Annotated in this window: 7 protein-coding genes; all 7 read right to left on the reverse strand. The window is 67.2% G+C overall.

Annotation, left to right across the window (positions count from 1 at the left end):
- Window positions 1-110: 110 nt before the first annotated feature.
- The 7 genes from treZ to ABD255_RS24250 all read right to left on the reverse strand — a co-directional run bounded on the left by treZ (window position 111) and on the right by ABD255_RS24250 (window position 26,318).
- Window positions 111-1,838 (reverse strand): malto-oligosyltrehalose trehalohydrolase, encoded by a 1,728-nt coding sequence (gene treZ, locus ABD255_RS24220; RefSeq protein ID WP_344217708.1) that lies wholly within the window; start codon window positions 1,836-1,838, stop codon window positions 111-113.
- Between the two features lie 2 nt (window positions 1,839-1,840).
- On the reverse strand, window positions 1,841-4,246 hold the full coding sequence (gene treY, locus ABD255_RS24225) for a malto-oligosyltrehalose synthase (protein WP_344217710.1): 2,406 nt from the start codon (window positions 4,244-4,246) through the stop codon (window positions 1,841-1,843).
- The gene (gene glgX / locus ABD255_RS24230) at window positions 4,243-6,360 is read right to left on the reverse strand and encodes a glycogen debranching protein GlgX (protein WP_344217712.1); all 2,118 of its coding nucleotides are present in this window, start codon (window positions 6,358-6,360) and stop codon (window positions 4,243-4,245) included. The genes treY and glgX overlap by 4 nt, the downstream gene beginning before the upstream one ends.
- A gap of 110 nt (window positions 6,361-6,470) precedes the next feature.
- On the reverse strand, window positions 6,471-15,902 hold the full coding sequence (locus ABD255_RS24235; RefSeq protein WP_344217891.1) for a calcium-binding protein: 9,432 nt from the start codon (window positions 15,900-15,902) through the stop codon (window positions 6,471-6,473).
- Between the two features lie 353 nt (window positions 15,903-16,255).
- Entirely contained in the window at window positions 16,256-16,858 is a 603-nt protein-coding gene (locus ABD255_RS24240; protein ID WP_344217713.1) for a hypothetical protein, read from the reverse strand.
- Window positions 16,859-17,254: 396 nt separating this feature from the next.
- Window positions 17,255-17,692 carry a hypothetical protein gene (locus tag ABD255_RS24245; protein ID WP_344217715.1) on the reverse strand — a complete coding sequence of 146 codons (438 nt, stop codon included), beginning with the start codon at window positions 17,690-17,692 and terminating at the stop codon, window positions 17,255-17,257.
- 52 nt (window positions 17,693-17,744) lie between these two features.
- Entirely contained in the window at window positions 17,745-26,318 is an 8,574-nt protein-coding gene (locus ABD255_RS24250) for a golvesin C-terminal-like domain-containing protein (RefSeq protein WP_344217717.1), read from the reverse strand.
- Between the last annotated feature and the right edge of the window lie 183 nt (window positions 26,319-26,501).

Here is a 26,501-nt window from a genome sequence, read left to right on the forward strand (position 1 = left end):
CCGACAAACGGACTGATGCGCCCGAAAATCGCCGGTTTGTCCAGACTTATCCACCGGCACAGGCGTTTCGGCCCGATACCGGTACGACTTATTTCACCCTTGGGAGGAACTCAGGCGGCGAAAACGCCGACCCCGTGACCGGCCAGCCGGACACCGTCGGTGACGATTTCGGCCGACCCGAAGGCCATCACCTCGTACGGCGGTACGCCGTCCACCGGCACCACCGCCTCTTCAGCGGCAAGGTTCACCACCACCCACAGAGCCCCGCGGCGGACTACCAGCCACGAGCCCTCAGGGTCGTAGGAGATATCGAGTGACCCCAGCCGATCGTCGCGCAGGTCCTCACTGCGGGCACGCAAGGCCAGCAGATCCCGGTACCAGCGCAGCAAGTCGCGATGCGGCGGCTCGTCCAGTTCGGTCCAGTCGAGCACCGAACTCCGCCAGGTCTCCGGGTCCTGCGGGTCCGGAATCTCCTCGGCATCCCACCCGTACGCCGCGAACTCCTTCCGCCGCCCGGTCCGTACGGCGTCGGCCAACTCCGGCTCGGCGTGGTCGGTGAAGTACCGCCAGGGCGTCGACGCTCCCCATTCCTCACCCATGAACAACATCGGCGTGTAGGGCGAGGTGAGGACCAGCGCCGCGCCGATCGCCAACTGCCCGGGAGTCAGCGCGGGCCGGTCGCCGAGGGCGCGGTTGCCGACCTGGTCATGGTTCGAGGTGTAGGCGAGGAACTCCCAGCCCCGGTGCCGCTCCGGATCCACTGGCACGCCCCAGTCCTTGCCGCGGAAGGTCGAGTAGGACCCGTCGTGCAGGAACACCTGGGTGAGCGTCTTGGCGAACACGGCCGGGTCGCCGAAGTCGACGTAGTACCCGGCTCGTTCCCCGGTCAGCAGGGTGTGCAGCGCGTGGTGGAAGTCGTCGCTCCACTGCGCGGTCATGCCGAGCCCGCCCTCGCTCACCGGCTCGACCATCCGCGGATCGTTGAGATCCGACTCGGCCACCAATCCCAACGGCCGCCCCACCGTGGCCGACAGCGCGGCGGTCTCCTCCGACATCTGCGCCAGCAGGTGCAGCGGACTGTCGTCAGCCAAAGCGTGTACCGCGTCCAGCCGCAAGGCGTCGATGTGGAACTCCCGGAACCAGCGCAACGCGTTGTCGCAGATCCACCGGCGAACCTCGTCGCTGCCGGCGTCATCCAAATTGACCGCCGGACCCCACGGAGTGGTGTGCTTCGAGGTGAAGTACGGCCCGAAGGCATCCAAGTAGTTGCCGCTCGGCCCGAGGTGGTTGTAGACCACGTCGAGGCACACTGCCAGGCCCACAGCGTGGCAGCGATCCACAAAGCGCTGCAGCGCTTCCGGCCCGCCGTACGGCTCGTGGACCGCGTAGAGGTCGACACCGTCGTAACCCCAGCCGTGGCGTCCGGGGAAGGCTGCGACCGGCATTAGCGACACCATCTCGACGCCGAGCGCCACCAGGTAGTCCAGGTGACCTGCTGCGGCCTCCAGCGTCCCCTCAGGCGTGAAGGTTCCTAGATGCAGCTCGTAGAAGACAGAACCACGCGCATCTCGGCCGGCCCAGTCACCATCGCTCCAGTCGAACCGCGAGGTGTCGAAGACCTTGCTGAACCCGTGAACGCCGTCAGGCTGCCAGGGACTCCGCGGATCGGGCATCGGCTCGCTGCCGTCGACCGAGAAGGCATACGACGTCCCGTGCCCGGCGTCGGCCACCTCGAGCTCCCACCAGCCGCCCTCAGCCTGCTGCATCTCCAGCGATGCGTCAGTGAGCACCAAGGAGACAGCAGAGGCGGCCGGAGCCCAGACGGTGAACGTGTGCAAGCTCAGCTCCTTGCGAGTAGTGCCACCGGAAGCTCTGCCAGCAGCTCTTGGATGCGAGCCGCTCCACTACCCACCAACTGCCCGGTCAACACGTTCTCCCAGTTTCCTTCGGGCAGGACGACCGTGCTGTCGCCCCAGCCACCCAGGCGGTGCAGAGCCACTGGCAACCGGGTCGCGATCGTCACAGCCTCGCCGCCACGAGCGAACGCGATCGCATGCCCACTCGACGTCGGCAACGGCGTATAGCTGCCGGCGAAAGCCTCCGGGTGCTGCCGACGCAAGCGCAGCGCCCGCGACGTCACCAGCAGCTTCTCGTCGGAGAGCCCGTCCGGCTTGGCTCCGTCGTCCAGTCGGTCGAGCCGCGCGATCCGCTCCCGGTAGTTCACCGGCCGCCGGTTGTCCGGGTCCACCAGGGACAGGTCGACGAACTCGGTGCCCTGGTACACGTCCGGAACACCCGGCATCGTGAGCTGAACCAGCTTCTGCCCCAGCGTCGCGGCCCGGACGTACCCGGCCTGCGCGTCGGCGAACCGGCGTACGGACTCCAGTAGGGCTGTGTCGGCCAGGACCGCGCTCGCGAAGGATGCGACCGCGTGCTCGTACTCCTCGGCCGGGGAGGTCCAGCTGGTGTGCCGCTTGCCCTCGCGGATCGCCTTCTGCAGATAGGCTTGCAGGCGTTCCTCGGCCAGTGGACCGTCGTCCCAGCTTCCGTACAGCGTCTGCCAGACCAGGTACTCCGTCGATCCGTCGAGCGCCGAGTCGCGATAGTCCGCCGACATCGACCGCCACGACCGCACCGCCTCGGTCCAGGCCGCGGTTTGCTCCGACAGCACGCCCAACCGGGCCCGGACGTCCTCGGACCGCTTGGTGTCGTGGGTGGACAAGGTGGTCATCGTCCGCGGCCAGCGATCGTTCAGCCGGGCCGCGAAGGCGTGGAACTCCTCCGGCGACACCCCGAAGTGCTCCGGGTTCCCGCCGACCTCGTTGAGCGAGGTGAGCCGGAACCACCGGTAGAACGCGGTGTCCTCGATCCCCTTCGCCATCACCGGGCCACAGGTCTGCTGGAACCGCACGATGAGTTCGTGCCGGGCGTCCTCGTCGATCCGGCTCGCAGTACCGGCTTCGCGGCCGAGCAAGAGGTCCCGGACCAGGTCGAGCGTCTCCTGCTGGTCCTCGTCCAGGTTGCGCCGGGCCAGCTCGGTTGCGTGGTTCATGGCGTGGATGGCGGTGGGATCAGGCTGCTCACCCGGTACTACGTACGCCCGGTACCGGTCGAAGTTCACCAGCAGCTCGACGACTACCTCGTGGAAGGCCCGGCGAGTGTGGTCGCGCAGGCGCACGTCGTCCTGGCAGATCCGGGCCAGGAGCTCCACGAGCCGGTGCACCTCGGCGTACTGGCCGTGTTTGACCACCTCTCGCTTGGCCTGCTCCACGACGGGCCCGAAGTCGGCAGGCTCGCCGGTGAGCTCGGAGTGGAACGCCGCCAGCGGTGCGGCTCCAGCCGGATCCACGAAGAGCCCACCGACGCGCAGCAGAGCGTCGTACCCGGTAGTGCCGGCACAAGGCCAGTCGCCGGGAAGCTCCTCATCGCCTTCCAGGATCTTCTCGACCACTACCCAGGCACCGCCCGTGCGCTCGGCCAGGCGGCGCAGGTAGCCACGTGGATCGGCCAGCCCGTCCGGGTGATCGATCCGGAAGCCGGTGAGCTTCCCCTCGTGCAGCAGCGAGAACAGCAACTCGTGCGTGGCCTCGAAGACCTCCTGGTTCTCCACCCGCACCGCGGCCAGGGTGTCGACGTCGAAGAAGCGCCGGTAGTTCAACTCCTCGTCAGCGACCCGCCAGTGCGCCAGGCGATACCACTGCTCGGTGACGAGCTCCGCGATCGGCAGGGACTCGGTGCCAGGCCGCAGGGGGAACTCGTGGTCGTAGTACCGCAGTACGTCGCCGTCCACCGACAGCTCGCCGTCCGCGAGGACCTTGCCGATCCGCTGGCCGAGCACGGCCATCAGCAGCGGCTGGTTACCCGACCCCCAGTCGACGTCGAACCACTCCGCGTACGGCGAACCCGGGCCGTCACGCAGTACGGACCACAGGGCGGTGTTGAGCCGCGCAGGCGTCGGCACCGCCACGTGATTCGGTACTACGTCCGCGATCGCGCCCATCCGGTGGTCCGCCAGCCTGGCGGCGAGCCGGTCGAACGCAGGACGCCCGCCGGCGGCTTCGGACAACCTGCTGTGGTCCACCACGTCGTACCCGTGGGTGGAACCGGGTGCGGCCTGCAGGATCGGCGACAGGTAGGCGTGGGACGCCCCGAGGTTGTGCAGGTACGAAACGACCTCAGCCGCGTCGTCGAAACCGAACTCTCCATGCACCTGGAGGCGATAGGTCGCCTGCGGTACTGCTGTCATTGCGTCGCCTGCCGGGCGCGGGTCAGGACCAGCGTGCCGCGAGCCTCGATCCGGATCATCCTGCCCGCCGGGTGCTCCTGGTCGCCGTCCGCGCCGGTCGGCGTGGTGGTGTCCACGACTACCGTCCAGGACTCGCCGTAGTCCTTGGCCGGCAGCAGGAAGTCCAGCGGCTGGTAGTTGCTGTTCAGCAGGATCAGGAACGAGTCGTCCACCACCGGCTCACCGCGCGGGTCCGGCTCGGAGATCGCGTCGCCGTTGAGGAACACCGCGACCGCCCGGGCATCATCCCGGCCCCAGTCGCCATCCTGCATCTCCTTGCCGGCCGGGGTGAACCAGACCAGGTCGCCGAGGCCGTCGACCCCGGTGTCGCCGTGGAAGAACCGGCGGCGGCGCAGTACGGGGTGCTCGTGGCGGAGCCGGACCACCCGGCGGGTGAAGTCCAGCAGGTCCTTCTGGGCGTCGGTGAGGTTCCAGTCGACCCAGGCGAGCTCGTTGTCCTGGCAGTAGACGTTGTTGTTGCCGCTCTGGGTCCGGCCCAGTTCGTCGCCGTGCGCCAGCATCGGCACGCCCTGCGAGATCAGCAGCGTGGTCAGGAAGTTCCGCTGCTGCCGGGCCCGCAGCGCCAGCACGGCCGGATCGTCGGTCGACCCCTCGGCCCCGCAGTTCCAGGACCGGTTGTGGCCCTCGCCGTCCTTGCCGCCCTCGCCGTTGGCCTCGTTGTGCTTGTCGTTGTACGAGACCAGGTCGCGCAGCGTGAAGCCGTCGTGCGCGGTGACGAAGTTGATACTGGCGATCGGGCGCCGGCTGTCGTCCTGGTAGAGGTCCGACGAGCCGGTCAGCCGGGACGCGAACTCGGCCAGCGTGTACTTCTCGCCGCGCCAGAAGTCCCGCACGGTGTCGCGGTACTTGCCGTTCCACTCGGTCCACAGCGGCGGGAAGTTGCCCACCTGGTAGCCGCCGTCGCCGACGTCCCACGGCTCGGCGATCAGCTTCACCTGGCTCACCACCGGGTCCTGCTGGACCAGGTCGAAGAACGCCGACAGCCGGTCCACCTCGTGGAACTGCCGGGCCAGCGTGGCCGCCAGGTCGAACCGGAACCCGTCGACGTGCATCTCGGTGACCCAGTAGCGCAGCGAGTCCATGATCAGCTGCAGCACGTGCGGGTGCCGCATCAGCAGGCTGTTGCCGGTGCCGGTGGTGTCGTAGTAGTGCGACCTGTCCTCGTCCACCAGCCGGTAGTACGCCGCGTTGTCGATGCCCTTGAACGACAGCGTCGGGCCGAACTCGTTGCCCTCGGCGGTGTGGTTGTAGACGACGTCGAGGATCACCTCGATGTCGGCCTCGTGCAGGGCCTGCACCATCGTCTTGAACTCGGTCACCTGCTGCCCGCGGGTGCCGATGGAGGAGTAGGCGTTGTGCGGCGCGAAGAAGCCGATCGTGTTGTAGCCCCAGTAGTTGGACAGGCCCCGCTCCTGCAGGTGGCCGTCCTGGGCGAACTGGTGCACCGGCATCAACTCGATCGCGGTCACCCCGAGCTCCTTGAGGTGCTCGATGATCGCCGGGTGCCCGATCCCGGCATACGTGCCGCGGATCTCCTCCGGCAGCGCCGGATGGGTCTTCGTCAGGCCCTTGACGTGCGCCTCGTAGATCACCGTCTCGTGGTACGCGTGCCCCGGCGGCCGGTCGTTGCCCCAGTCGAAGAACGGGTTGGTGACCACCGACAGCATGGTGTGCTCACGGTTGTCCATCGTGTTCAGCTCGTCCGGCTTGGCGAACCGGTAGCTGAACAGCGACTCGTCGGCGTCGACCTGGCCGTCGATGGCCTTCGCGTACGGATCCAGCAGCAGCTTGGACGGGTTGCACCGGTGCCCGGCGTCCGGCTCGTACGGCCCGTGCACCCGGTACCCGTACCGCTGGCCCGGCTGGACCGCCGGCAGGTACGCGTGCCAGACGAACCCGTCGACCTCGGTGAGCTGGACCAGTTGTTCCGACCCGTCGTCACCGATCAGTGCCAGGTCAACTTGCTGGGCAACCTCCGAGAACAGCGCGAAGTTCGTACCGGAGCCGTCGTACGTGGCTCCGAGGGGATAGGGACGACCAGGCCATTTCTGCACTCGACGAAGGTACCCACCACTATCCCCCGACGAAGAACGCCGGGGTGTTTCCACCCTGTGAATTCACCTCGGCCGGGCCGGGCCGCCCGCTCGGACGGCCCGGCCGCGGGTCAGTCGGTGCAGGCCACCGGCTCGTCGAAGTGCCCGGGCGTACCCGGGAACGCCGGGCCCACCGCGTGCGTGTTGAAGTCCGGGTTGTACGCGTACGCGAGCTCCCGGTACGCCGACGTACCGGCGGTGGTGACGTCCGAGGCGGCCCGGCCGGCGCCCGATCCCCAGGCCACGGAGGTCAGGAAGTCGTGCATCGCCGGAGAGTGCTGCCGGATGTCGTTGAACCCGCCGTACGCCGCGTTGCAGTGGGTGTAGAGGTTGAACGCGCCGTTCCAGTCGATCAGCCGGTCACCCGGGTTCGGGCCGTTCTGCGCCACATCAGCCTGCATCACGTCGCGGTCCCAGCCGCCGTAGATCCAGTCGGTGCCCTGGTGGTGCTGGTTGTTCGCCAGGGTCTCCGGCGCGGCCGTGTCGTCGGCCTTGCCGGTCAACTGGAACCACTCGCACGGGTCGACGGTGACGTCGGCCGTGGTGACCGGCCAGTCACCCGGCGCGCAGTTGCCCGGGAAGGCGCCGCGCGGGTTGAAGTCGAGCAGGTCCGAGCCGAGCACGTCCTGCTTGGCCGGGTCCGACTCGCCGACGCCGCCGAAGAGGTGGTCCACGAACCGGTCGTTCGTCCCGCGCGAGTCCGGGTCGAAGGCGCCGCCGGTGAGACAGTCCGCCGTGGCCGCGTCCAGGACCGGATCGCAGCCCTTGCCGCCCCACAGGACGTCCTCGCCGTCGCCACCGAAGACCTGGTCGCCGCCGCTCTCGCCGTTGGCCAGGTCGTCGCCGAAGCCGGCGTGCACGTTGTCGCCGCCCGAACCACCCCGAAGCCGGTCCCGGCCGCCCTCGGTGATCCCGTCGTGCGGCATCGCGCCCGCCGTCGACGCGCCGATCCACTGGTCGCCGTCGACGTCGTGCTCGAGGTCCACCCGCCGGTCGTAGAGCCCGCGCCGGAGGCCGACGTAGGTCTCGGCCGGTGGCGAGTTCAGCGAGATGCTGAACTGCGCCGGGGCGTCCCCGGTGTCGAGGTACTGGTTCACCACGCCGCCGCGGTCGCCGAGGATCGCGTCCTCGCCGGCCTCGCCGGACACGGTGTCGTCGCCGAGTTCGCCGTACAGGTCGTCGTCGTCCGTGCCGCCGAAGACGGTGTCGTCACCGTCCTGGCCCCAGATCCCGTCGTCACCCGCCTCGCCGTACAGGGTGTCGTTGCCGAAGGCCCCGGTCACCTCGCAGGTGGCCTGTGCCTCGGTGCAGAACCGGGTACTCGGGTCACCGAGGTCCGGGTCGTGCGTCCGGGCCACCGTGGCCCCGGCCGGCGGAGTGCCGTTCGGGTACCGGTCGGCGTACACGCGCTCGATCGATCCGGTGATGGTGCGCACGAGCGAGCCGTTGTCACCCAGGACCACGTCGTCGGCGCCGTCGGCCTCGATCGTGTCCCCGGTGTCCCGGAAGCCCTTGGCCGCACTACCGCCGATCAGGTCGTCCTGACCGTCCGGCGTGGTCGCACCTTCCAGCAGCGCGGCCGCGCTCGGCGTACCGGGCCAGCCGGGATCGGCTAGCGGAGCCACCGTCGTGAACGGCGAGTCACCGGCCAGGGACAGGTCGCCCCGCAGTACGTCGGCGCCGCCGTTGCCCTCGACGTAGTCGGCGTGGGCACCGCCGGAGACGAAGTCGCCGCCGTCCTGGCCCCAGATCGTGTCCACACCCTCGCCGCCAGAGAGCCGGTCGGCTCCGAACCGGTCGGCCGGGCCTGGCACGAGCTTGTTCGCTCCCTGGTCGTACAGGTCGACGATGCGAGCCGCCATCGCCACTCCAGGCTCGGTGCCGAGGCGGACCGTCGCCCTGGTCGGGGTCTGACCCGCCGCCGGACGCCGTACCTGCCCGTTGTCGCCGGTGACCACGTCGTCGCCGGGACCACCGAAGATGGCATCCGCGGTGTCGGGCTGACCCGTACCCGCTGCCAGCTGGGTCGAGCTGCCGCCGACCAGGTCGTCGTCGGCCAGGTCACCCTCGACCCAGTCGCTCGCCTGACCACCCTCGACGTAGTCGTCGTCGCCGTCGCCCTTGGCGCGGTCCTCGCCCCCCTGGCCGTACAGCACGTCCTGACCGTCTCCACCGAACATCTGGTCGTTGCCGGACGTGTTGGCCGCCGGTGTCAGACCGAGGTCGAGCAGCGCAACCGTGTGTCCCGCCGCGAACCCGCGCTGCCTTGTCATCGGTGTCGTCGCGGCCGGGTCGGTGGTGAGACCGAGGACCGCGTTGTCACCCGTCATCAGGTCCGGACCGGCGTCTCCGAAGAGCAGGTCGCCGGTGTCCGGTCGGCCAACTCCAGCGGCGGCCTGTTCGAACGAGCCACCCGCGATCGCGTCCTCGCCGTCGTTGCCGTGCACGACGTCTCCGGCGTTGTTGCCTTCCAGGTGGTCGTTGTCGCCGTTGCCGTTCACCTGGTCCGCACCGAGACCGCCGTACGCCGTGTCGTCGCCGTCGCCGCCGTGGATCCGGTCACCCGCTCCGGCCGCCGCGGTGGTTCCGTCCAGGTCGAGCGGAATCGCCGGTGGGTCGGCCGGGTTCGCCGGGTCGTCCACGGTGCCGTTGTCGCCGATCAGCCGGTCGTTGCCGAGGTCGCCGTACAGGTCGTCCTCGCCGTTGTCCGTCCGGCCCTCGGCCCGGGTGCCGCCGTAGAGCAGGTCGTTGCCGGCTCCACCGGTCGCCCAGTCCTTGCCGTTGTTGCCCTCGACCACGTCGGCCTCGGTACCGCCGTACGCGACGTCGTCACCGGCGTTGCCGAAGGCCTGGTCCAGCCCGGCGTCGCCGTACAGGACGTCGGTCTCGGTGCCGCCCCAGAGGCGGTCGTCGTCGCCGCCGCCGCGCAGCGTGTCCTTGCCCTGCTGGCCACAGGCAAGATCGTTGCCTCCGGCCAGCTCGGCCAGGTCGTTCGCGCCACCGGCGGAGACGGTGTCGATTCCGGCGCCGCCCGCGATGCGGTCGTTGCCGTCCCCGGTACCGGCGCTGGTGCTCTCGTCCACCGGGTCGGAGCCGACCGGCGCACCCGGCTTGCAGAGCTCGGCGTCGATCCGCTTGTCGCCGAACATCTTCGCGGGTCCGTCGCCGCCGACCAGGTGGTCGTTGCCGAGGCCACCGACCAGGGTCTTGGCGTTCGACGGAACCCCCGCCGGCAGCGGCAGTTTGGTCACGTCCCTGGTCGCGCCGAAACCGTCGTCCGGTCCGTCGACACCGCTGACCTCGGCCGGCTCGGCGATGACGTAGTCGTCACCCGGACCGCCGTAGACCTCGTCCGTGCCGTAGCCGCCGAGCAGGATGTCCCGGTTGCCGCCGCCGATGAGCTTCGCGGTCTGGTCACCCTGGGAATGGCTGGTGATGTTGTCGAAGCCCTGGCTGCCCCAGACCTGGTCGCTGCCGGTGCCGGTGTCGACGGTGTTGGTCGCGCCCACATCCGGCGGACCGGCCTCGTCGACACCGAACTCGCCCTCGGCCGCGGTGAAGATCCGGTCCGCGTTCGAGCCACCGGTGATCCGGTCGTTGCCGTTGTCGCCGACGATCGTGTTGATCCCGGCCTTCAGCGCTCCGTCCGGCTGGTCGGCCGCGACACCGATCTTGTCGTCACCGCCGTTGCCCTCGGCCTTGTTGGTGCCCAGGCCGAGCCCGATCGTGTCGGCACCCGCCGGCGCGACCTCGGTCTGGCCGGTCGGGTCCGCGATCGACTCCCAGTCGAACACCTCGGCCAGGTCGGAGGTTCCGCCGCCGTCCTGGGCGTTGTGAGTCACCTTGCGGTTCTTGCGAGCGGTTCCCAGCGAGGCGTCACCGCTGACCCGGTCGTCGCCGTTGCCGACGGTGATGGTGTCGTCGCCCGAGCCACCCGCCACCATCGCCTTCGAGGTGGCGCCGCCGGTGTCACCGGTGACAATGATGTCGTTGCCGCCGCGCCCGTCGACGTACGACAGGCCGCGGCCGGTGGTGATCACGTCGTCCTTGCTGCCACCGATGACCACGGCGTCCTTGTCGTAGACCGCCGGCGTCTTGCCCGCGCTGTCGCCGGTCTGCTTCTTGCCGTCGCCGATGAAGGTGATGTTCATCGGTTTGGCGTAGCCCTCACCGTCGACCACCACCCGCTTCAGGTTCGGGTCGAGGTACTCGCGCCGCTCGCCGAGCATCTCCACCGAGAAGCCGTCGAAGTCGCCGTTGTCGCCGGCCGCGTCGCCCTCCTTCTGGGCGTAGTGCAGCGAGACGACCTTGACCGTGTCCTTCTCCACCGCCGCGGCCTCGTTGCCCCACGGAGCACCTCGTTGGGTGTTCTTGCCGAACTGACCGGCGAAGACCACCACGGTGTCGCCGACGGTACCGGCGAGCTTGGGCGGCGGCGGTTCGCAGTCGGGTTTCACCGAGAAGTCGAGCAGTGTCACGTCGGCCAGGGTGAAGCTGAAGGAGACCGAGAAGATGCTGACGCCGATGGTGATGTAGACCCGCAGGAACAGCGACAGCTTGCCGCTCATGGTGAACAGACAGAGCGGATTGTTGAGGGCCGCGTGCAGGAACTCGCTGACCCGGAACTTGCCGTCGTCGTTCGGGTCGTTCCAGTAGAAGCCGATGGTCAGCCGGAGGCCGCCCTCGATGCCGACGGTGATGATCACCGCGCTCACCGCGGCGCCCGCCGCGATCTCACCCGTCAACTGGACGACCGGGATCGGAGTACCGGCGTCGTCGACGGTCTTGAAGAACAGGCCGTCCAGCACGTCGACGGCCTCCACCGGCGCTCCGTTCTGCGCGGCCTCGACCGCCTTGCGGATGCCGTAGGTGTCCAGCCCCGCGACGATCCGCAGGCTGACACTGGCCGAGCCGGCCAGCGTGACGAACACCGGCGGCGGCGCGTACACCGGACCGAACGCCTGCCGCCAACTGAAGCCGAGCGTCAGCGGGCCGGAGTCGAACTCGACCAACGTGACGTCGCCACCCATCAGCAGGTTGAACGCCTTGGCCGGCTGCTCGAGGATCGGGAAGCTGAAGCCCGACTTCTCCGCGTCGCCCTCGTCCGCGGCCAGCCCGGTGCCGCCGAAGATCGGCTTGCCGGCCGCCTGCGGGTTCTCGTTCTTGCCGTTCAGGTTCGACTTCACCTCGGCGCCCGGCTTCGCGTTCACCGTCTTGTACAGCTTGTCCGCCGTGGTCGGCGAGTTGCTGGTGTCCAGCGCCTTGTCGCCGGCGATCTCGAAGTCGCCGAGTGGCACGTAGCAGTCGTTCTCCGCGTCCGGACTGCAACTGGGCAGCCGGTTGATGAACTCGATCACCGACTTGATCGTGTCGACGAAGTCGAGCTTCGGTCCGCCGGCCAGGGTGCTGAACGACTTGGCCAGCGTCATCAAGGTGACGTCGTCACCACCGGCCATCCGACTCAGGTCGGACAGCACCGGGATCGGCGCGTACAAGGTGTCCATCACCGGCTGCAGCGGCCCGGTGACCCGCTTCATCTCCTTGACGACGTCGCCGAGCAGATTCTCGAAGAAGGTGCCGGCGCTGATCCCGACATCCTTGAAGGCGATGTACGGCGCGCCGGCGTCTTGCGGCGCCTTGTTGTCGAAGCCCCAGGTGAGCTGGAAGTTCGCCCGGACGCCGGGGAAGGCGGAGTCCACCTGCGCTTCCACGATCCAGTCGATCGTGAAGGCGCCGGCCAGCGAGACGCCGAACAACTCACCGCCCTTGCCGAGGTCCGCGAACTTGATCTTCGCGTTCTCGTCGGCCGTGCAGGCGTCCTCGGTGCCCTTGAAGCAACTGTCCTCGCCCGGCGCCTTCAGGTCGATCTGGAACGCGCCCGCGAACAGCGGCTTGGTGGCGTCGTGCCCCTCACCCGTCGCCTTGTCGACGTTGATCTTGATGAACGCCAGCTCGGCGACCATCGTGTCCGGCAGGTCGAAGGCGAGGCCGACCTGCAGCTCGGGCAGCGCCTTGTTCTCCGCGCCCCAGCCGTCATGGGTGTTGATGAAGAAGCCGTCGGTCTTGGTCAGCCCGAGCTTGAAGTGCAGCGCGAAGCCGGCGTCGACGGTGATGCCGTCGGTGCCGTCCTTGCCCTGCCGAAGGGCCAGCCCCGGGATGCCGATGTCCAACGGCAGCGAGGTGTGGAAGCACGGCTTCGGCGCACCGGTGTTCTCGCAGCCCTTGGCCGAGCTCACCTTGCCGCGCTGGGCGGTGAACTCGAGGAAGACACCGTTGATGTCGTTGATGCCGCAGAGCGCGAGGTCGGGTTCCTGGGTCGCCGCGGTGTAGTCCGCGCCGGTGTCCCCGTGGTCGTCGTAGACCAGCACGTTGCCGAGCTTCTTGACCAGCTTGAAGGCGGAGTCACCCGGCGCCTTCCGCAAGATCTTGTAGCCGGTGGCGTTCGGAACCGCCGTCCAGGTCACGTGGTTGCTGTTGGTGCCGTTGAGCTCGGCCGCACCCTTGGTGGTCTGACCGGGATCGCTCGGGACGGTGTCGTCCGCAGTACCGTCGCCTGTTCCTTGGTAGGCGACCACCTTGTACTCGTATGTCGTAGTACCGGCGTCTGCTGGGTCTTCCTTCACCGTCGGCGCGGCGGCCTTCGCGAGCGTCGCAGTACAGTCGAAGTCGACGGTCACCTCGGTCGCGGCGATCTGTACTTCGGCCAGCGCGGCTGCCAGCTTGGTGTTGATGAAGTTCTTGAACTCCTGGGAGTTCGCCGGCCGGCCACCACCCGGCAACTCGTTCCAGATGGAGCTGCGCAGCTTGGTCCGCAGATCACCGATGAAGTCCGCGCCCTGCTGCAGGTCCTCGCCGATCAGCGGCAACTTGCCCTGGAAGCTGGCCGTCCGGAACGCCTGCTCCACCGCGGCCAGATAGCCTTCCAGGCCGTCGCCGAAGTTCTTGAAGTCGAGCAACGCGTCAGCGAGCCGCTGGCCGAGATCTGCCGGGATGTCCAGCTCCTTCTTGGCTGCGTCTGAGCCAGGCAGGTTGTCGTCAAGGTCGACCAGGTCTGCCGGGTTCGTCGAGTCGGGGACCCGCAGGGCGATCTGGCCGATCGGCACCCAGCCGTCAGGTGCACCCGAGTTGTTCAGGTAGATGGGCAGGCTGCCGCACACCATCAACGGAGTGTCGAGAGTCTCCCCGCAGCCGACGGTGCCGTTGGTGGCGTTGAAGTTCACGCCGACCGCGCCGATGAAGTCGATGAACGAGACGGGCGTGTCCGCCGCTGCCCCGGTCTTGGCCAGAGCGATGCTCAGATCCGCCCTGGCCTGCGCCTTCTCGGCGTCCGGCGCACCCGCGGTCGGGTTGCCCAGCGCGATGCTGAGCGGACCGACCACGCCCTGGACGATGCCGTTCTTCAGCTCCGCCTTGGCGCCGACGCTGATCGACGAGTCCTCCAGTACCTTCAGGTTCGCACCGTCCGCCGGGCCTTCACCCGCGGCCAGCGGAATGACCAGGCCGACCTTGACCCGGCCGTCCACCTGGACCTGCGCCAGACCGGACGCCTGGGCAGCGGCGAACGACTGGTCGCCTCCGTTGAGGTTGCCCAGCGCAAGCTTGATCGGCGAGGCCGCCCGGTAGCCGCGCTTCCAGTCGACGTCGAGCACCAGGTTCGGCTTGCCGTCCTTCTCCAGATAGCGGAACTTCACGCTGTCCGTGCCGAGGCCCTTGTTGAGCAGCTCGACCGCGTCCTGGATGTTGTCCGGGGTGTTCGCCAGCAACTGGTCGGTGACGTCGTCCAGTGCCGACCGCATCATGTACGGCGTACCGGCGGCGGGCGCGGACTCCCACGCCTTGGTCAGCGTCAGGGTCTTCCCGTCCGCCGACACCGCTTGGACGATGCCGACCTGGGTGCCGACCACGATCGACCGGCCGACCAGCGCCGGGGTGAACAGGTTTCCCTCGATGCGGGTGCCGTCGACCACGGTGTTCGTGCCGTAGCTGACACCGGTGCCGGCGTTCGACTCGTCACTGACGAGCAGGTCGCGCAGGGACTTGCCGAGGCCGGGGATGTCCTTGTCGAAGACACCGCCGCCGGCCGACGGGTTGGACTCGGCGAGCTGCTTCGACAGCGTCTGCAGGGTCTTGATCAGCGCGGTGAACAGCGCCTTCGGGTCATCGGCGTCGAAGTCCAGCTTGAAGATCTCCGCCAGGTCGCTGGTGTCGAGCTCGACCGACGTCGGGTCGGTCAGATCGGCCCACTTGGCGGTGAACTTCGTCGTCGCACCGGCCGGGAGGAACTGCTCCGCCTCGGGCACGACCACGGTGAGGTCGCCGTACGCGCGGACGTTCGCGTCGATGTCGAGCAGGTTCTGGGGCGCGTCCACGAGTTGCTTGAACAATTCGGACAGGCGCAGGTCGTGCTGCTCGTCGCCCTGTTGTTTCAACCCGACGGACAACATGTGGCCGGTCGGCGTACCGGCTGGGCAGGTGTCGCCCAGCGAGGAGTTGCAGACCTTCAGCTGGCCGGTCAGGTGGACCTTGAAGAAGCCGGCGTTCGCGGTCAGGTCGACGGCGGTCTCGATCGGGAAGTCCGCCGTGAAGAGCGAGCCGCCGGTGCGGATCATCACCCGGTCGGTGTTCAGCGGCAGGGCCGGGACGACGATGTCGAGCGGGCCGTTGTGCTGGGTGAACGGGCAGGCCTGGGTGGAGCCGAGGAATCCGTTGCAGTCGGCACCGGTCTTCGGGTCCTGCAGATCCAGTACCAGGGTGACGTTCGCGCTGTAGGACGGCTTCACCTTGGCGAACGTCTGGTCCGCGTTGGCGTTGAGAATTCCGTGGCCGTCGGCATCGATCTTGTTGGCGAACGTCACCGCGCCGACGTGCGGCTCGGCCCCGGCGATCACGTACGGCGAGTTGGTGTTCGGCTGGCCACCTGCCCAGTCGGCCTTCAAGGTGATCGTGCCGGCGTCGTTGCTCGCCACCTCACCGGCGGACGTGCCGGCCACCACCCGGCGGCCGATCCACTGGTTCACGGCCCAGCCGGCGCCGGCCACCGTCAACGTCTTCGGGCCGTACGTCGCCGTCTTGCCGGACGCCTCCACACTCACCGGGTCGAGCTCGACGGCGGTGTCCGGCGCGGTCTTGGACATGCCCAGGGTCAACGCGAGCTTGCTGTCGGCGGCGCTCCAGACCAGGTTGCTCAGGTCGATGTCGGACGCCTCGTCGAGCTTCTTCAGCAGATCCTGCAGCGAGGTGAAGGTCGGCTTGCCCGCCTGCGCCGGGTCCTGGCCCGCGTAGGTGGGATCAGTCGGGCCGGGCACGGTGTTCTTGGCCAGGAAGTCCTTGAGTACCTGGTTGATCTGGATCGCGTCGGCCAGCGTGCCCTTCATGAACGGCAGGTCCAGGTCGCCGGTCGTCGGCAGCGGCCCTTCCTTGTCCGGGTCGTACTTCGCCTTCTGGATCGCGGTCAGGGTGGCAACCACCTGCGCCAGTCCCTCGGCGAGGTCCTGCAGGCTCATGTTCTGGAACTTGCCGACGGTGCCGGCGAGATCGGGCGCGCTGACGACCGGAGTACCGGTGCCGATGTCGTCCCAGTCGACCTTCACGGTGGCGCTGATCTCGCTCGGCAACGCCGCCGGGATACCGGCCGCGGCCGCGCCGAGCTGGAAGGTCGCGTGCACGGAGCCGCGGGAGCCGGCGTCACTCGCGTCGATCGGCTGGGAACCTTCCGGGTCCAGGCCGACGGTGACCAGACCGTCGAGCGACCCGGCCTGGGCCAATTCGCCGTTGCCGCTGAAGAAGAGCTTGCCGTCGTTGTCCGGGTCGCTGACCGTGCCGACGAAGTGCGCGTCGAGGTCAAGGGACGAGCCGGTCAGAAGACGCCGAGGATGCCGATCGCTGCCTTCGCGCTGGCGTTGTCGATCGCGGCGTGGACATCGACGTCGAGCCGCGGGGTGCCGGTGGAGCGGACCAGGTAGACCTTGTCGTCTGCGCCACCGGTCCATACGACGCTGAGCGCCAGCCGCGACTTCAAGCTGACGGTGACACCGTCGGAGACCGACAGCTCGACCTTCGGCGAGGCGCTGCTGAGCCGCAGGTCCTGCCCCGTCGCCGCCTTGTCGACAGTAGCGACAATGTCGAGCTTCTTGCCCGCGCCGAGGTCGCTCACCGAAGTCTTGAGGTGGCCCGCCCGGCCGCCGTCGATGGTGATGTCCTTGTCGACCTCGAGATCCCCGAAGTCCACTGCCGACTGCAGTTCGTCCGTCACCGCCTTGCCGAACAGGTCGTTCAGCCCGAGCAACCCGCCCGGACTGGCCCCGACCAACGGCAACGGTTCCTTCAACTTGTCAACAGCCGCGAGCCCCGACGTCCATGCCGCCAAGCTGTCTGGCGCGCCCCCGACCCCCAACATCCCGAGGAGATCGTCCACCCCATCCTCAGCCGCGCGGGCCGGCTGAGCGGTATAAACCAGCATCCCGACCAACAGACTGATGGCCACAGCAACCGAAACAAGACGCGACGAAGCAACCCGCAACAACCCCATAGGACACCCCCGCGGCCCCGGGCCCGCGCTCCCCCCACGGTCGCGCGACGGGCGACCCCCCAGCCGCTGCCGAGAAAGGTAAGCCACACAGAGTAGCGACGCAATACCTCACGTAAACATCAACGCCGCCCACCGCTCGATCCGACCTCGCGCCACCGGCACCAAATCAGCGCCCTGCGAGTAAAATCCACCTCGACTTCGCACCGTGCGCGCACAGCTGACTCGACGTCCGCGCCGAGAATCTGCGGCGCACTCGACGCCAGAAATGGATTGTCGCTCACCCGCCGTACCGCATCGCCACGATCGTTTCGGGATGAATCCCCGGTCTTACCTGATCGCCGAAACAAACACCTTGCAAGAATTTCCCTCGGACTTCGCGACTATAACGCTCCGATTGACTGCCCCCAAGCGGTCGTCCTCAATACCGCGAGGTTCGCGATGGCTCTCGATATTCCAACCATGCTCCCGCCCCGCGGTCTCAACAAGAGACGGAAGCAACACAGAACTCTTGAGCGAACCCTCTATCGAGCTTTCCTTCAGGAACTGTGGGACCGTGTCGCAGTCAGTGTCGAACGTGAGATCGAAGCTCTCATCGGCACCGATGTACACAGCAAACCGAACTCCGCCTGCATCTTCCGGCAGCTTGATTCCATTGTCGACCAGCGCCTTCTCCAGCGTGACGTCCGCCGCGGATCCGGCATAGGCCCGGGGATCCGGGTTCGGCTGCTCCTTCAACGAGCAGCCGACCAGCATCGCACCAGTCACACACGCCACCAAGAAAGCTCGGACAACCGGTCGACCGAAGCCTGAACGGCGGCTACCCACCGAAGAAAGCAGAGCCGGAAGTGTCATAGTCCCTTGCCAATCCAACCGTATGCAGTCGGGCCCAGTCCGCTTGCCGCAGGTGGATCGCAGGCAAGGACTTCTTGGGCCAGTACACGTCGTCGCGGGGTTCCGTCTCCGTCCCCCAGTTGTACCGCTTGTAGACCTGGACCCAATACTCCGTCTTCGAACCAGTCCCAGAACCTACAGTCGAGCCAGTAACTCGGTACTGAAAGCCGTTCAAGGCGAGGAACCAGTTGGCGTCCGCGCTTCCGGTCCGTGCAGTCCTCCAACCCGTGGTGAATGTGGCATTTCCCTTCAGACGTTTCACATCGGCGTCGACCTGTTGTTTGAAGCCTGGCAGGTCAGTCAACATCCGACTCACATCCAACTCGTAGTGGTCACCGGTGTTACTGATCCAGTGATCGAGCATCCGAGCGGCGTCCTCGAGTCCACGAAGGTGGAGGCCTTGGGAGACCAGCTTTGCCTTCTCGAGCTCACTGAATTCTTTCGATCCGGTGATTCTCGTCCACCACGGTACCTTCTCGGCGCCATACGGACGCTCAGGATCCTTCGCGTATCCCGTCGTGCTGGGGTCGATCTCTGGCGGCACAGTCCGGTCGACCTGGCCATCGTCTACCGGTGGCTGCGACGATTGGATCGGGCCGTCGTAGCCGGCGCCTGTGTCGCAGCCGCCTTCTTCGGCCATCGGGCAATGGCCGTCGAATTCAATGCCGGAGATCGGGTTGCCGCCGGCGAAGGCGTAGCGGTTGCTAGTCCAGAGGTCCAGGCCGAGGCTCATGTCGGCCAGGGCGCCGTTGTAGGAGTCTCGGGAGAGGAAGCGGTTCAGGCCTGGGGAGTAGTCGCGGAAGCCCATGTCGTAGGACTCCGATGACTGGTCCCAGCGCTTCGCGTTGAAGCGGTAGACGTTGTAGGGCTCTTTGCCTGGGTTTTGGGCCTCGGGCTTGTCTACGCCGGTGAAGCGTTCCTCGTCATTGCTGCCGTAGGCCGTGTAGCCGTATGTCGAGCGGGTGTCGCCGGCGTCGGAGGTCAGGGTTTCCACGTCGGTGTGGGGGTTGTAGCCGTAGTACGAATCTTCCGAGGTGCCGTCGGGCTTGAACTTCACCTGGGAGAGACGAGAGCCCCATGGGGAGTACTGGTAGGAGGCGGTGATCTCGCCGGCTACCTCTTCGGAGAGGACCTCGCCGGAGAGGCCGAGGTAGGAGTAGCTGGTGGTCTTGGTGCCTTCCACCTTGGAGCTGGTGCGGTCCAGGGCGTCGTAGCTGGTATCGGTGGTCTTGGTGGTGCCGTCCGACTCGAGCTGGCGGTGCTTGATGATGCGGTCGTAGCCGTCGTAGGTGTTGCGTTCGATGACCTTGCCGGCCGAGGACACCTGCGACAGACGTCCGAACGGGTCGTAGGTGTACGACGCCGTCGTCCCATCCGTGGTCGAAGTCAGCAGACGATTGCGGTCGTACGAGTACGAAGTCGAGACACCCTTCACCGTCTGAGCGACCACGTTGCTCGCCGGGTCGTGGGTGTAGGTCTCGGTCGACTGGACCGTCGCACCGGCCGCGTCCTTTTTCTCGACCTTGGCGACGCGGTCGAGGGGGTCGAAGGTGTAGGCGAAGACGTTCTCCAGGTACGCCGAGTGGTTGTCGGCGTTCTGGATCTTCGCGGTGTCCTTGATGCGGTGGCCGTTGGCGGAGTACTCCATCGCGTGCTGGGAGACCAGCGTGCCATTGGACTTCTTCTCGATCTGGGACGAGACCAGGCCGTCGAGGTAGTAGCCGAAGTCGACGGTGTTGCCGTTCGCCTTGGTTTCGACGTCGGTCTCGCCGCGGGCGGTGTAGGTGTAGCCCGCGATCTTCGGGGACGTGTCGGTGGCCGACTTGCCGTTCTTGACCTGGTCGACCAGGTCGCGGGCGTCGTAGGTGTACGACGAGAACTGGTCGTCCTTGTTCGCCGCATCGTCGAACGTCCGGGTGACCGGGGCGCCGTTCTCGTTGTAGGTGTACGTGGTGGTCTTGAGGAGCGCGGTGCCCTTCTTTTCCTCGACCTTCGCCACCTGGTTCAACCCGTTGTAGCTGACCAGGTAGTCGCTGACCTTCGCGCCCGGCTGAGTGTCGGTGATCTTCAGCAGGTTGCCGTTGGTGTCGTAGGTGTAGGTGAAGTCCTTCTTCTCCGCGTCGGCCTCACCGGTGTTGTCGCGCACTACCTTCACCGCGTCGGCGGAGACCGTGCCGGTAGTGGCCGGAGCCAGGGACACCGAACCCGTGGTCGCCTCCGCGAAGGTGAACTCACCCAGGCTCACCCACGTACCGGCGCCCGTCGTCTGGTTGACCGGCTTGCTCACAGGAGCGCCGCCGGTGCTGACCGAGTACGGCGCCGCGGTCGACGCGCCCGTCACGGACGGGTAGCGAACATAGACGGTGTACTTCCCGTCCGCCGGGACGTTCAGCTTCCAAGTGTGCTTATCGGTGCTACCGGTCGCCGCCGCATGGGTCCGGTAGCTCGTGCCCTGGAAGCCGGTGCCGGCAGAAGACGTCGCCCAGGTGCCGGCAACATCCACGTCACCGGTGTCGGAGTTGTCCACCAGCGATACATGCAGACCGACCGGCACACCATCGTCCGCGCGGGACTTGAGCTTGCCGTCGGGGAAGAAGTCCCACGACATCGTGCGGGACGACGAACCACCCGCACTGGTCAGCGTCCGCGCCGTCTGCTGACCGAGATCGTTGTAGCCGTACGTCGCTACGATGTCCCACGGATCCGTACTCGACTTCACCCAGCCGTTGTCGAAGTAGCTGTACGACGTGTCGTTGCGAACCGCCTGGCCCTCCGAGGCCGGCGCACTGACCTTCGTCACGTTGCCGATCTCGTCGTACGTCATGACGGTCTTGTCCGGCGTGTTGTAGCGTGCGTCGTCCTTGTCGTACGGCGCCACCTTCTCCTTCGGGCGGTTCAACGCGTCGTACACGGTGACCTGGGCGAAGTCGTCCGGGTCGTCGGCGGTCTCGACGCCCCGCGGCGTGATCACCTTCGTCTGGTTGCCGACCTGGTCGTACTCCACCTGCGTGGTCCGGTAGAGCACGGTGCCGGCGCCGTCCTTGCTGTGCGGCACCTTCGCCTGCACGGTCTTGCCCCGCTCGTCCAACGTCAGCAACGTCTTGTTGCCATCGGCATCCGTCGAGCTGATGACGTTGCCGTCGCGGTCGTACTCTGTCGAGGTCGACTTGCCCGCGGCATCAGTCGCCGTCCTCGGCCGGTGCGCCTTGTCGTAGGTCGTCTTCGAGGTGAAGTCGGCCGGATCCGTCGTCTTCGACTTCCGCGGGTCGACGACCGTCACCACGTTGCCGACGTTGTCGTACTCGTAGCTGATCTTGTCGCTGTCGGCATTGGTGACCGACAGCAACTGGTAGACGGGGTCATAGGAGTACGACGTCACGAAGTCCGTCGTCTCCGGGGTGAGCACACCCTTCGGCTCGGTCTGCTTCAGCAGGTTGCCGACCACGTCGTACTCGTACTTCGTCTCCCGGTCCGGGTCCGTCGCGAGATCCTTCGGAGCCTTCGAGGAGATCAGCTGGTCGGCGTCGTCGTAGGCGTTGGTGGAGACCGCGCCGTTGGGCGCCGTGGCCTGGACGACGTTGTCGTTGGGGTCGTACACCGGCGCCGGCGTGTTGACGAAGAGGTTGGCGCTCTGATCCTTCGGCACCTTGCTGGTCAGCGGTCGTCCGAAGACGTCGTACGTGTAGGTGCTCGTCTTCAGCCTGGCGTCGGTGACAGCGAGCACGTTGCCCCGGACGTCATAGGTGAAGTCGCTCGACTTCGTCAGCGCATCGGTGATCCTCGTCGGGTAGCCGGTGTCGTGGTAGACGGAGTACGTCGTGGTGTTGTTGTTGGCGTCCGTCGACGTCTTCAGCTGCCCGAGGGTGTCGTAGGCGTACTTCGTCGTGTAGTCGTCGGCCGTAGCTGTCGCGTTGCCCTTCGGGTCCGTGACGGAGGTCAGGTTCCCGAGCGGGTCGTAGCCGAAGGTCCACGTGCGCCCCTCCGGGCTGACCTTGCGGATGAGTTCGCCGTAGAAGCCGTTGCCGCCGACGTTGTAGCTCAGCACGGTCGCAGGAGTCCCGTTGGCGTTGGCTTCGGCGTCCTTGATGGTCAGCGGGAAGCCGGTCTTGGGGTCGTAGGTCCAGGTACTGCGCGCCCCGTTGGGCTCCTCGACTTGGGTGACGTTGTGGTCGGTGTCCCAGCTGAGCAAGGTGGTCTCGTTCTTCGCGTTGGTGGTCTGGACCGGCCTGCCGAAGCTGTCGGTCACGTACTTCGTGGTGCGCGGCGTCGCATCGGTGACGGTCGTCTCCACCGATCCCGTACCGGGGACGTAGCCGAAGGTGGTCGTCTTGCCCAACCGGTCCGTCAGCTTCTCGAGCTTCCACTTGTCCTTGGGGTCGGTGGTCGCCTCGAAGTACGACAGGTTCGTCGCCTTGCCCCGCGGATCGGTGACACGCACCAGCTTGGTGTTCTTGTTGGTGTTGGTCGCGTCATAGACGAACTTGAACGTCTTCGCCGCAGTGGAGCCGGCACCGTCCACCATCTCGGCCATCAGGCCCTTGTCGGAGTAGGTGAACGTCACCTTCCGGCCGGAGATGTCGGTGATGGACTCGACCTGGTCGATGATCTTCGGGTTGGTCAGGTTCGTCGCGGCCGTCTTGACGCCGGCGTCGTTGATGTAGCTGTACGCCTGACCCTTCTCGAAGTAGTCGAGCGTCAGCGTCCGGCGACCGGCATCGTCGGTGATGTAGTCCAGGAACTTGACCGGCTTGTTGGCACTCTTGCGCTCCTCATAGGTGAAGAGCGTCTCGTTGCCGTTCTTGTCCCGGATGACCGACTGGAAACCCTGGTCGTCGAAGAAGAACTGGGTCCGGTCCGGGCGGGTCAGCATCCAAGCACGGTTGACCGAGGTCTTGTTGTCCGGCGGGTCGGCGATCTTCTGCAGGTAGAGGTGGACGCCCTTCGGGTGGTCGTAGTCCCACATGGTCTCGTCCGTCGTGCCGTGCTTGTTCAGCGCGAAGGTGTGACTTGTGCCGTCTCCGTCGGTCAGCGTGATCGTGGTCGGCCACTTCTGGCCCCGCGGATGGAAGTCGAGCGCCGTGCCGAGCCGGTTCAAGGTGGAGGTCGACAACGACCACCCGTAGCCCATGGACGAAGCGGAGGTGTCCAGGCTGTTGTAGGTCATCCGCACGAAGGTGGACGCACCACGGCTGGGGTTCGAGAGCGCGTTGTAGCCGAAGGCGACGTTCCCGGTGGCGAGGTTCACCATCGCGGACGAGCCGGCCCCGGTGTTCTTCCCGGCGTACTGGTAGAACTTCTCCAGCCCGAGCTGATCGGACGTCGGGTCCTCGACCGCGGCGTTCTGGTTCAGGGTCCCGACACCGCCGGTGGTCTTGGACAGCCAGGCGCCGGTCACCTTGTTGCGCAGATCCCACTGGAGAACGAAGTCCTCCCGCTTGTTGCTGGGATCGGCGGCGACCGGGCTCTTCACCTGCGCACTCACCTTGACCGCCGCACCCGGCGCGAGATCCGCCGGCAGAGCAGTGTCGAGCCGGTTGGCCGCCGAGGTCACCTCGGTGCCGTCGGGCAGTGTCCAGTGGTAGGAGAGCGCGTAGTCCGAGGTCTTCAGGGCGAAGGCCTGGGTGTTGGTGATCGTCACGTCGACCGGGTACTGCGCCGCAGGCGTCTGCCGCTGCGGGGTCTTCGGCGCGTGGTACGCGTTCTCCGGTGTCTTGCTGAGATAGGTGACCTTCAGCAGCGGACGCAGCAGCGGCTCAGCCGCTTCCGCGCTGAGGAACAGCCCGTGACCGGTAACTGTCTCTGTCGACTGTTTGAGCAGGAAGCCGTGCTCGGTCGCAGGAGTGTTCACCCAACCCTGGACAGCCGTTTTGGCTTGCCACCAATGCCAGGTCGGGTCAGGCACGCCGATGTTGCCCGCCGGCACGTAGTCCAGAGCCGCTCCGAAGTCACCGCCCGCCGTGGTCCACGACGTGGTCGAGTTGGCCTTCTGCCAAGTTGTCGCCGCCTCCACGAACGTCTTGCTCAACGCATGGGCATTGACCTGGGCGGCACCACCCTCGTAATGGGCCTTCCACAGCCCGAGCTTGGCATCCAGGACCGTCGAGCCCGCCGGGATGGAGCCGGTGACGGTTCCGAAGTTCACCACGGCGCGGGTCTTGCCGTAGGTGGCGTTGTTGCCGACCTCGAGCCACGCCTTGCCCTCCACCTTGTCGAGATTTGTCGCGTACTGCACGCTCGACAACGTCGAGTCGGCCGCGGCCTGGAAGTACTTGACCACCTGACCCGCCTTCGGCAGACGCGCGAGCTGCGTCGCCGACGGCGTCAGTCCGCCGTCCTTCGTCTTGACCGCAACCATGTAGTAGTAGCCGTCGCCCTCGTCCGAGGTGTCCGCGGCCGGCGTCGGCTCGGCGCTCGTGTCGACGAAGGTCGTCGTTCCGGTGGCGACCGGGGCGACCAGCGTGTCCGCGGTCGGGTTGAAGTTCTGGAAGATGCTGCGGTGCACCTGGTACTCGACGATGTCGTCGGCCGTGCTGGTGCTCGGATCGGCGTACGCACTCCAGTTCAGCGTCGCGCCGGTGGCGGCGATCGTCGTCGGCGTGCTGACGACGACGCCCGGCCGGCCGTACGTGACGATCAGCTTGGGCCGATTGGCGTGCCGGTGCACGTCCGAGCCGTTGTACGCGTACTCGCTGGCCTGGTAGACGGGTCCACCGCGGCCGAGGGTCTCGTCGGTCGCCTTGACGATCATCCCGTTGTTCGGGGAGCCGCCGAGCCAGCTCTGCAGCATCGAGCGGACGCTGAACGTGTGCCAGACGCTGCTCTCGTTGGCGTCCTTCGTGTCGTACGCCCGCTTGATCAGCCGCATGGTGTCCGCGGTGGTCACCTTGCCCGCGACGTCCCCCATGGTGATCCGGTAGCCGCCACCCACGTTGAACGGGAGCGAGCCGAGGGCCTTCAGGACGTTGCCGGTGCCGAGCGTCTGGTTCACCGTGTAGTTGGCGGTGCCGCCACCGTGCAAGACGCTGTACGGCGTATTGGTGGCGCGGTCGGCGCCTTGGATGTAGCCGGCCGAGACGTCGTAGTAGCCGGTCTCGGTGATGTCTGGCATCCAGGTGAACGTCGACCCGGTCGCGGCGTCGTTCTGGTACTTGTAGCCACCACCATCAGCCACCGCCGACGTACCCGGCAGCCAGGCGCCGACCATGGACGTGTTGTGAGTGTGGCTGTCGTCGACGTACGACATGTTGTAGGCGAGGCTGCCCAGCGTGGTGTTGACCGTCGAGTTCCAGTTGACCGTCGACTCGGTCCAGGCCGAGGCCGCCTGACGCGCCTCCAACTGGACCGCGTTCGCGTTGGTCTCGAACGACTGGTCGAAGTAGAGCTTCAACTGGGCGGCGTCGACCGTCGCTCCCGCGGGAATGCTGGAGATGTCGAACTTCAGCAGGCTCCGGCGCTTGGCCGCGGCGGTCGTACCGGCGTACAGGCCGGTGATGCCGCCGTAGTTGGTGGTCGGCGCGCCGGAGTCCACCATCGCGTCCTGGGCCTGGTCCGGAGCGGGCTCCACAGCGATCGTCGGGTCGATCACCACCGGATACTGACGATCGGCGCTGTTCAGCCACTCCGCGTCCGCCCGCACCGTGATGTCGATGTCGGCTCCGCGCTGTGTGACCGTCTGGGTCACGTTGTCGCTGAAGGCCTTCCCGTACGGCGACGCCGCGTCGTCGCGGGCGTCCGTCATGAACGGCCGCGGCATCGTGAACAGCGGGCGGCCGACCCCGCTCCGCGGGTGGAAGGCGATCGAGCCGTCAGACTGCTCCACAGCCTTCACACCGGCCAGCTTCAGGCTGAATCGGTACGTCGGATCGGCCGGCGCCGACTCCAAGACGATGCTCTCCTTCAGCTGATCCGGTCCGACCTGGTAGACCAGATCCGCATCACCGAACACATCCGGGTAGGTGACCGTGTCCCCGGCGGCCGTCGGCGCCAGCGCCTTCGTGGCCGCGGTTCCGAGCGTCAGCCCCTGGCCGCCGAGGTCGAACGTGACGAGCTCGTCGGCGCGGGTGCCGAAGGTGCTGCGGAAGCTGTTGGTCGCGTTGACGAAGGCGGCGTCCTTCGTCTTGCCGGCCTTCACCGAGGTGTCGATCGGCTGGAGGGTGCCGTCCGGTGCCTGGAAGTGAACCGGCTCACTGGACAGCTCGCTCTGCGTTCGCCCGTCCGCCAACTGGAACACCTTGCCGGTGGGCGTCCGTCGGCCGGCAAGCTCCTTCACCCGCCGGTCGTCCCGCTTGACGAACGCGGGCGGCTTCTCGTTGCGGGCGACGCCGGCGGGAAGCACCTGGTTCAGCTCGGGCTCGGGCTCGGCGGACTGGCTCTGCCAGCCCTTCAGCTCGGCGATCGAGCCGGCGGCGGAGCTCGAGGCGAAGGCCTGGGTCTGCAGGCCGGACGCGAGCAAGGCGACGGTGACGGAGAGGGGGACGAGCACACGGCGGACGCGGGACATGGGCGAGGGCTCCTTCGTCTGCCCGGGGCGCCTCACGGTGAGTCACCGAACCCCGGATGCCAGGCGTGTTCAGCCCGGCTGTGGCCGGGCCGGAGAAGAGTCCCTGAGGCTGGGCGGCTGCGCCAGAGCTACTCCGCGGTCATGGCACAACCTGCAGATCTGTAACGTTCCGCCGGATTTCCC

The organism is Kribbella sancticallisti (genome assembly GCF_039530625.1).
Taxonomy (GTDB): Bacteria; Actinomycetota; Actinomycetes; order Propionibacteriales; family Kribbellaceae; genus Kribbella; species Kribbella sancticallisti.

Bases quoted from the DNA above. Each gene is read 5' to 3' on its own strand.
- treY (WP_344217710.1), bottom strand. From the start codon at position 4,246: ATGACAGCAGTACCGCAGGCGACCTATCGCCTCCAGGTGCATGGAGAG.
- ABD255_RS24235 (WP_344217891.1), bottom strand. From the start codon at position 15,902: ATGAGCCTGCAGGACCTCGCCGAGGGACTGGCGCAGGTGGTTGCCACC.
- ABD255_RS24240 (WP_344217713.1), bottom strand. From the start codon at position 16,858: ATGCTGGTTTATACCGCTCAGCCGGCCCGCGCGGCTGAGGATGGGGTG.
- ABD255_RS24250 (WP_344217717.1), bottom strand. From the start codon at position 26,318: ATGTCCCGCGTCCGCCGTGTGCTCGTCCCCCTCTCCGTCACCGTCGCC.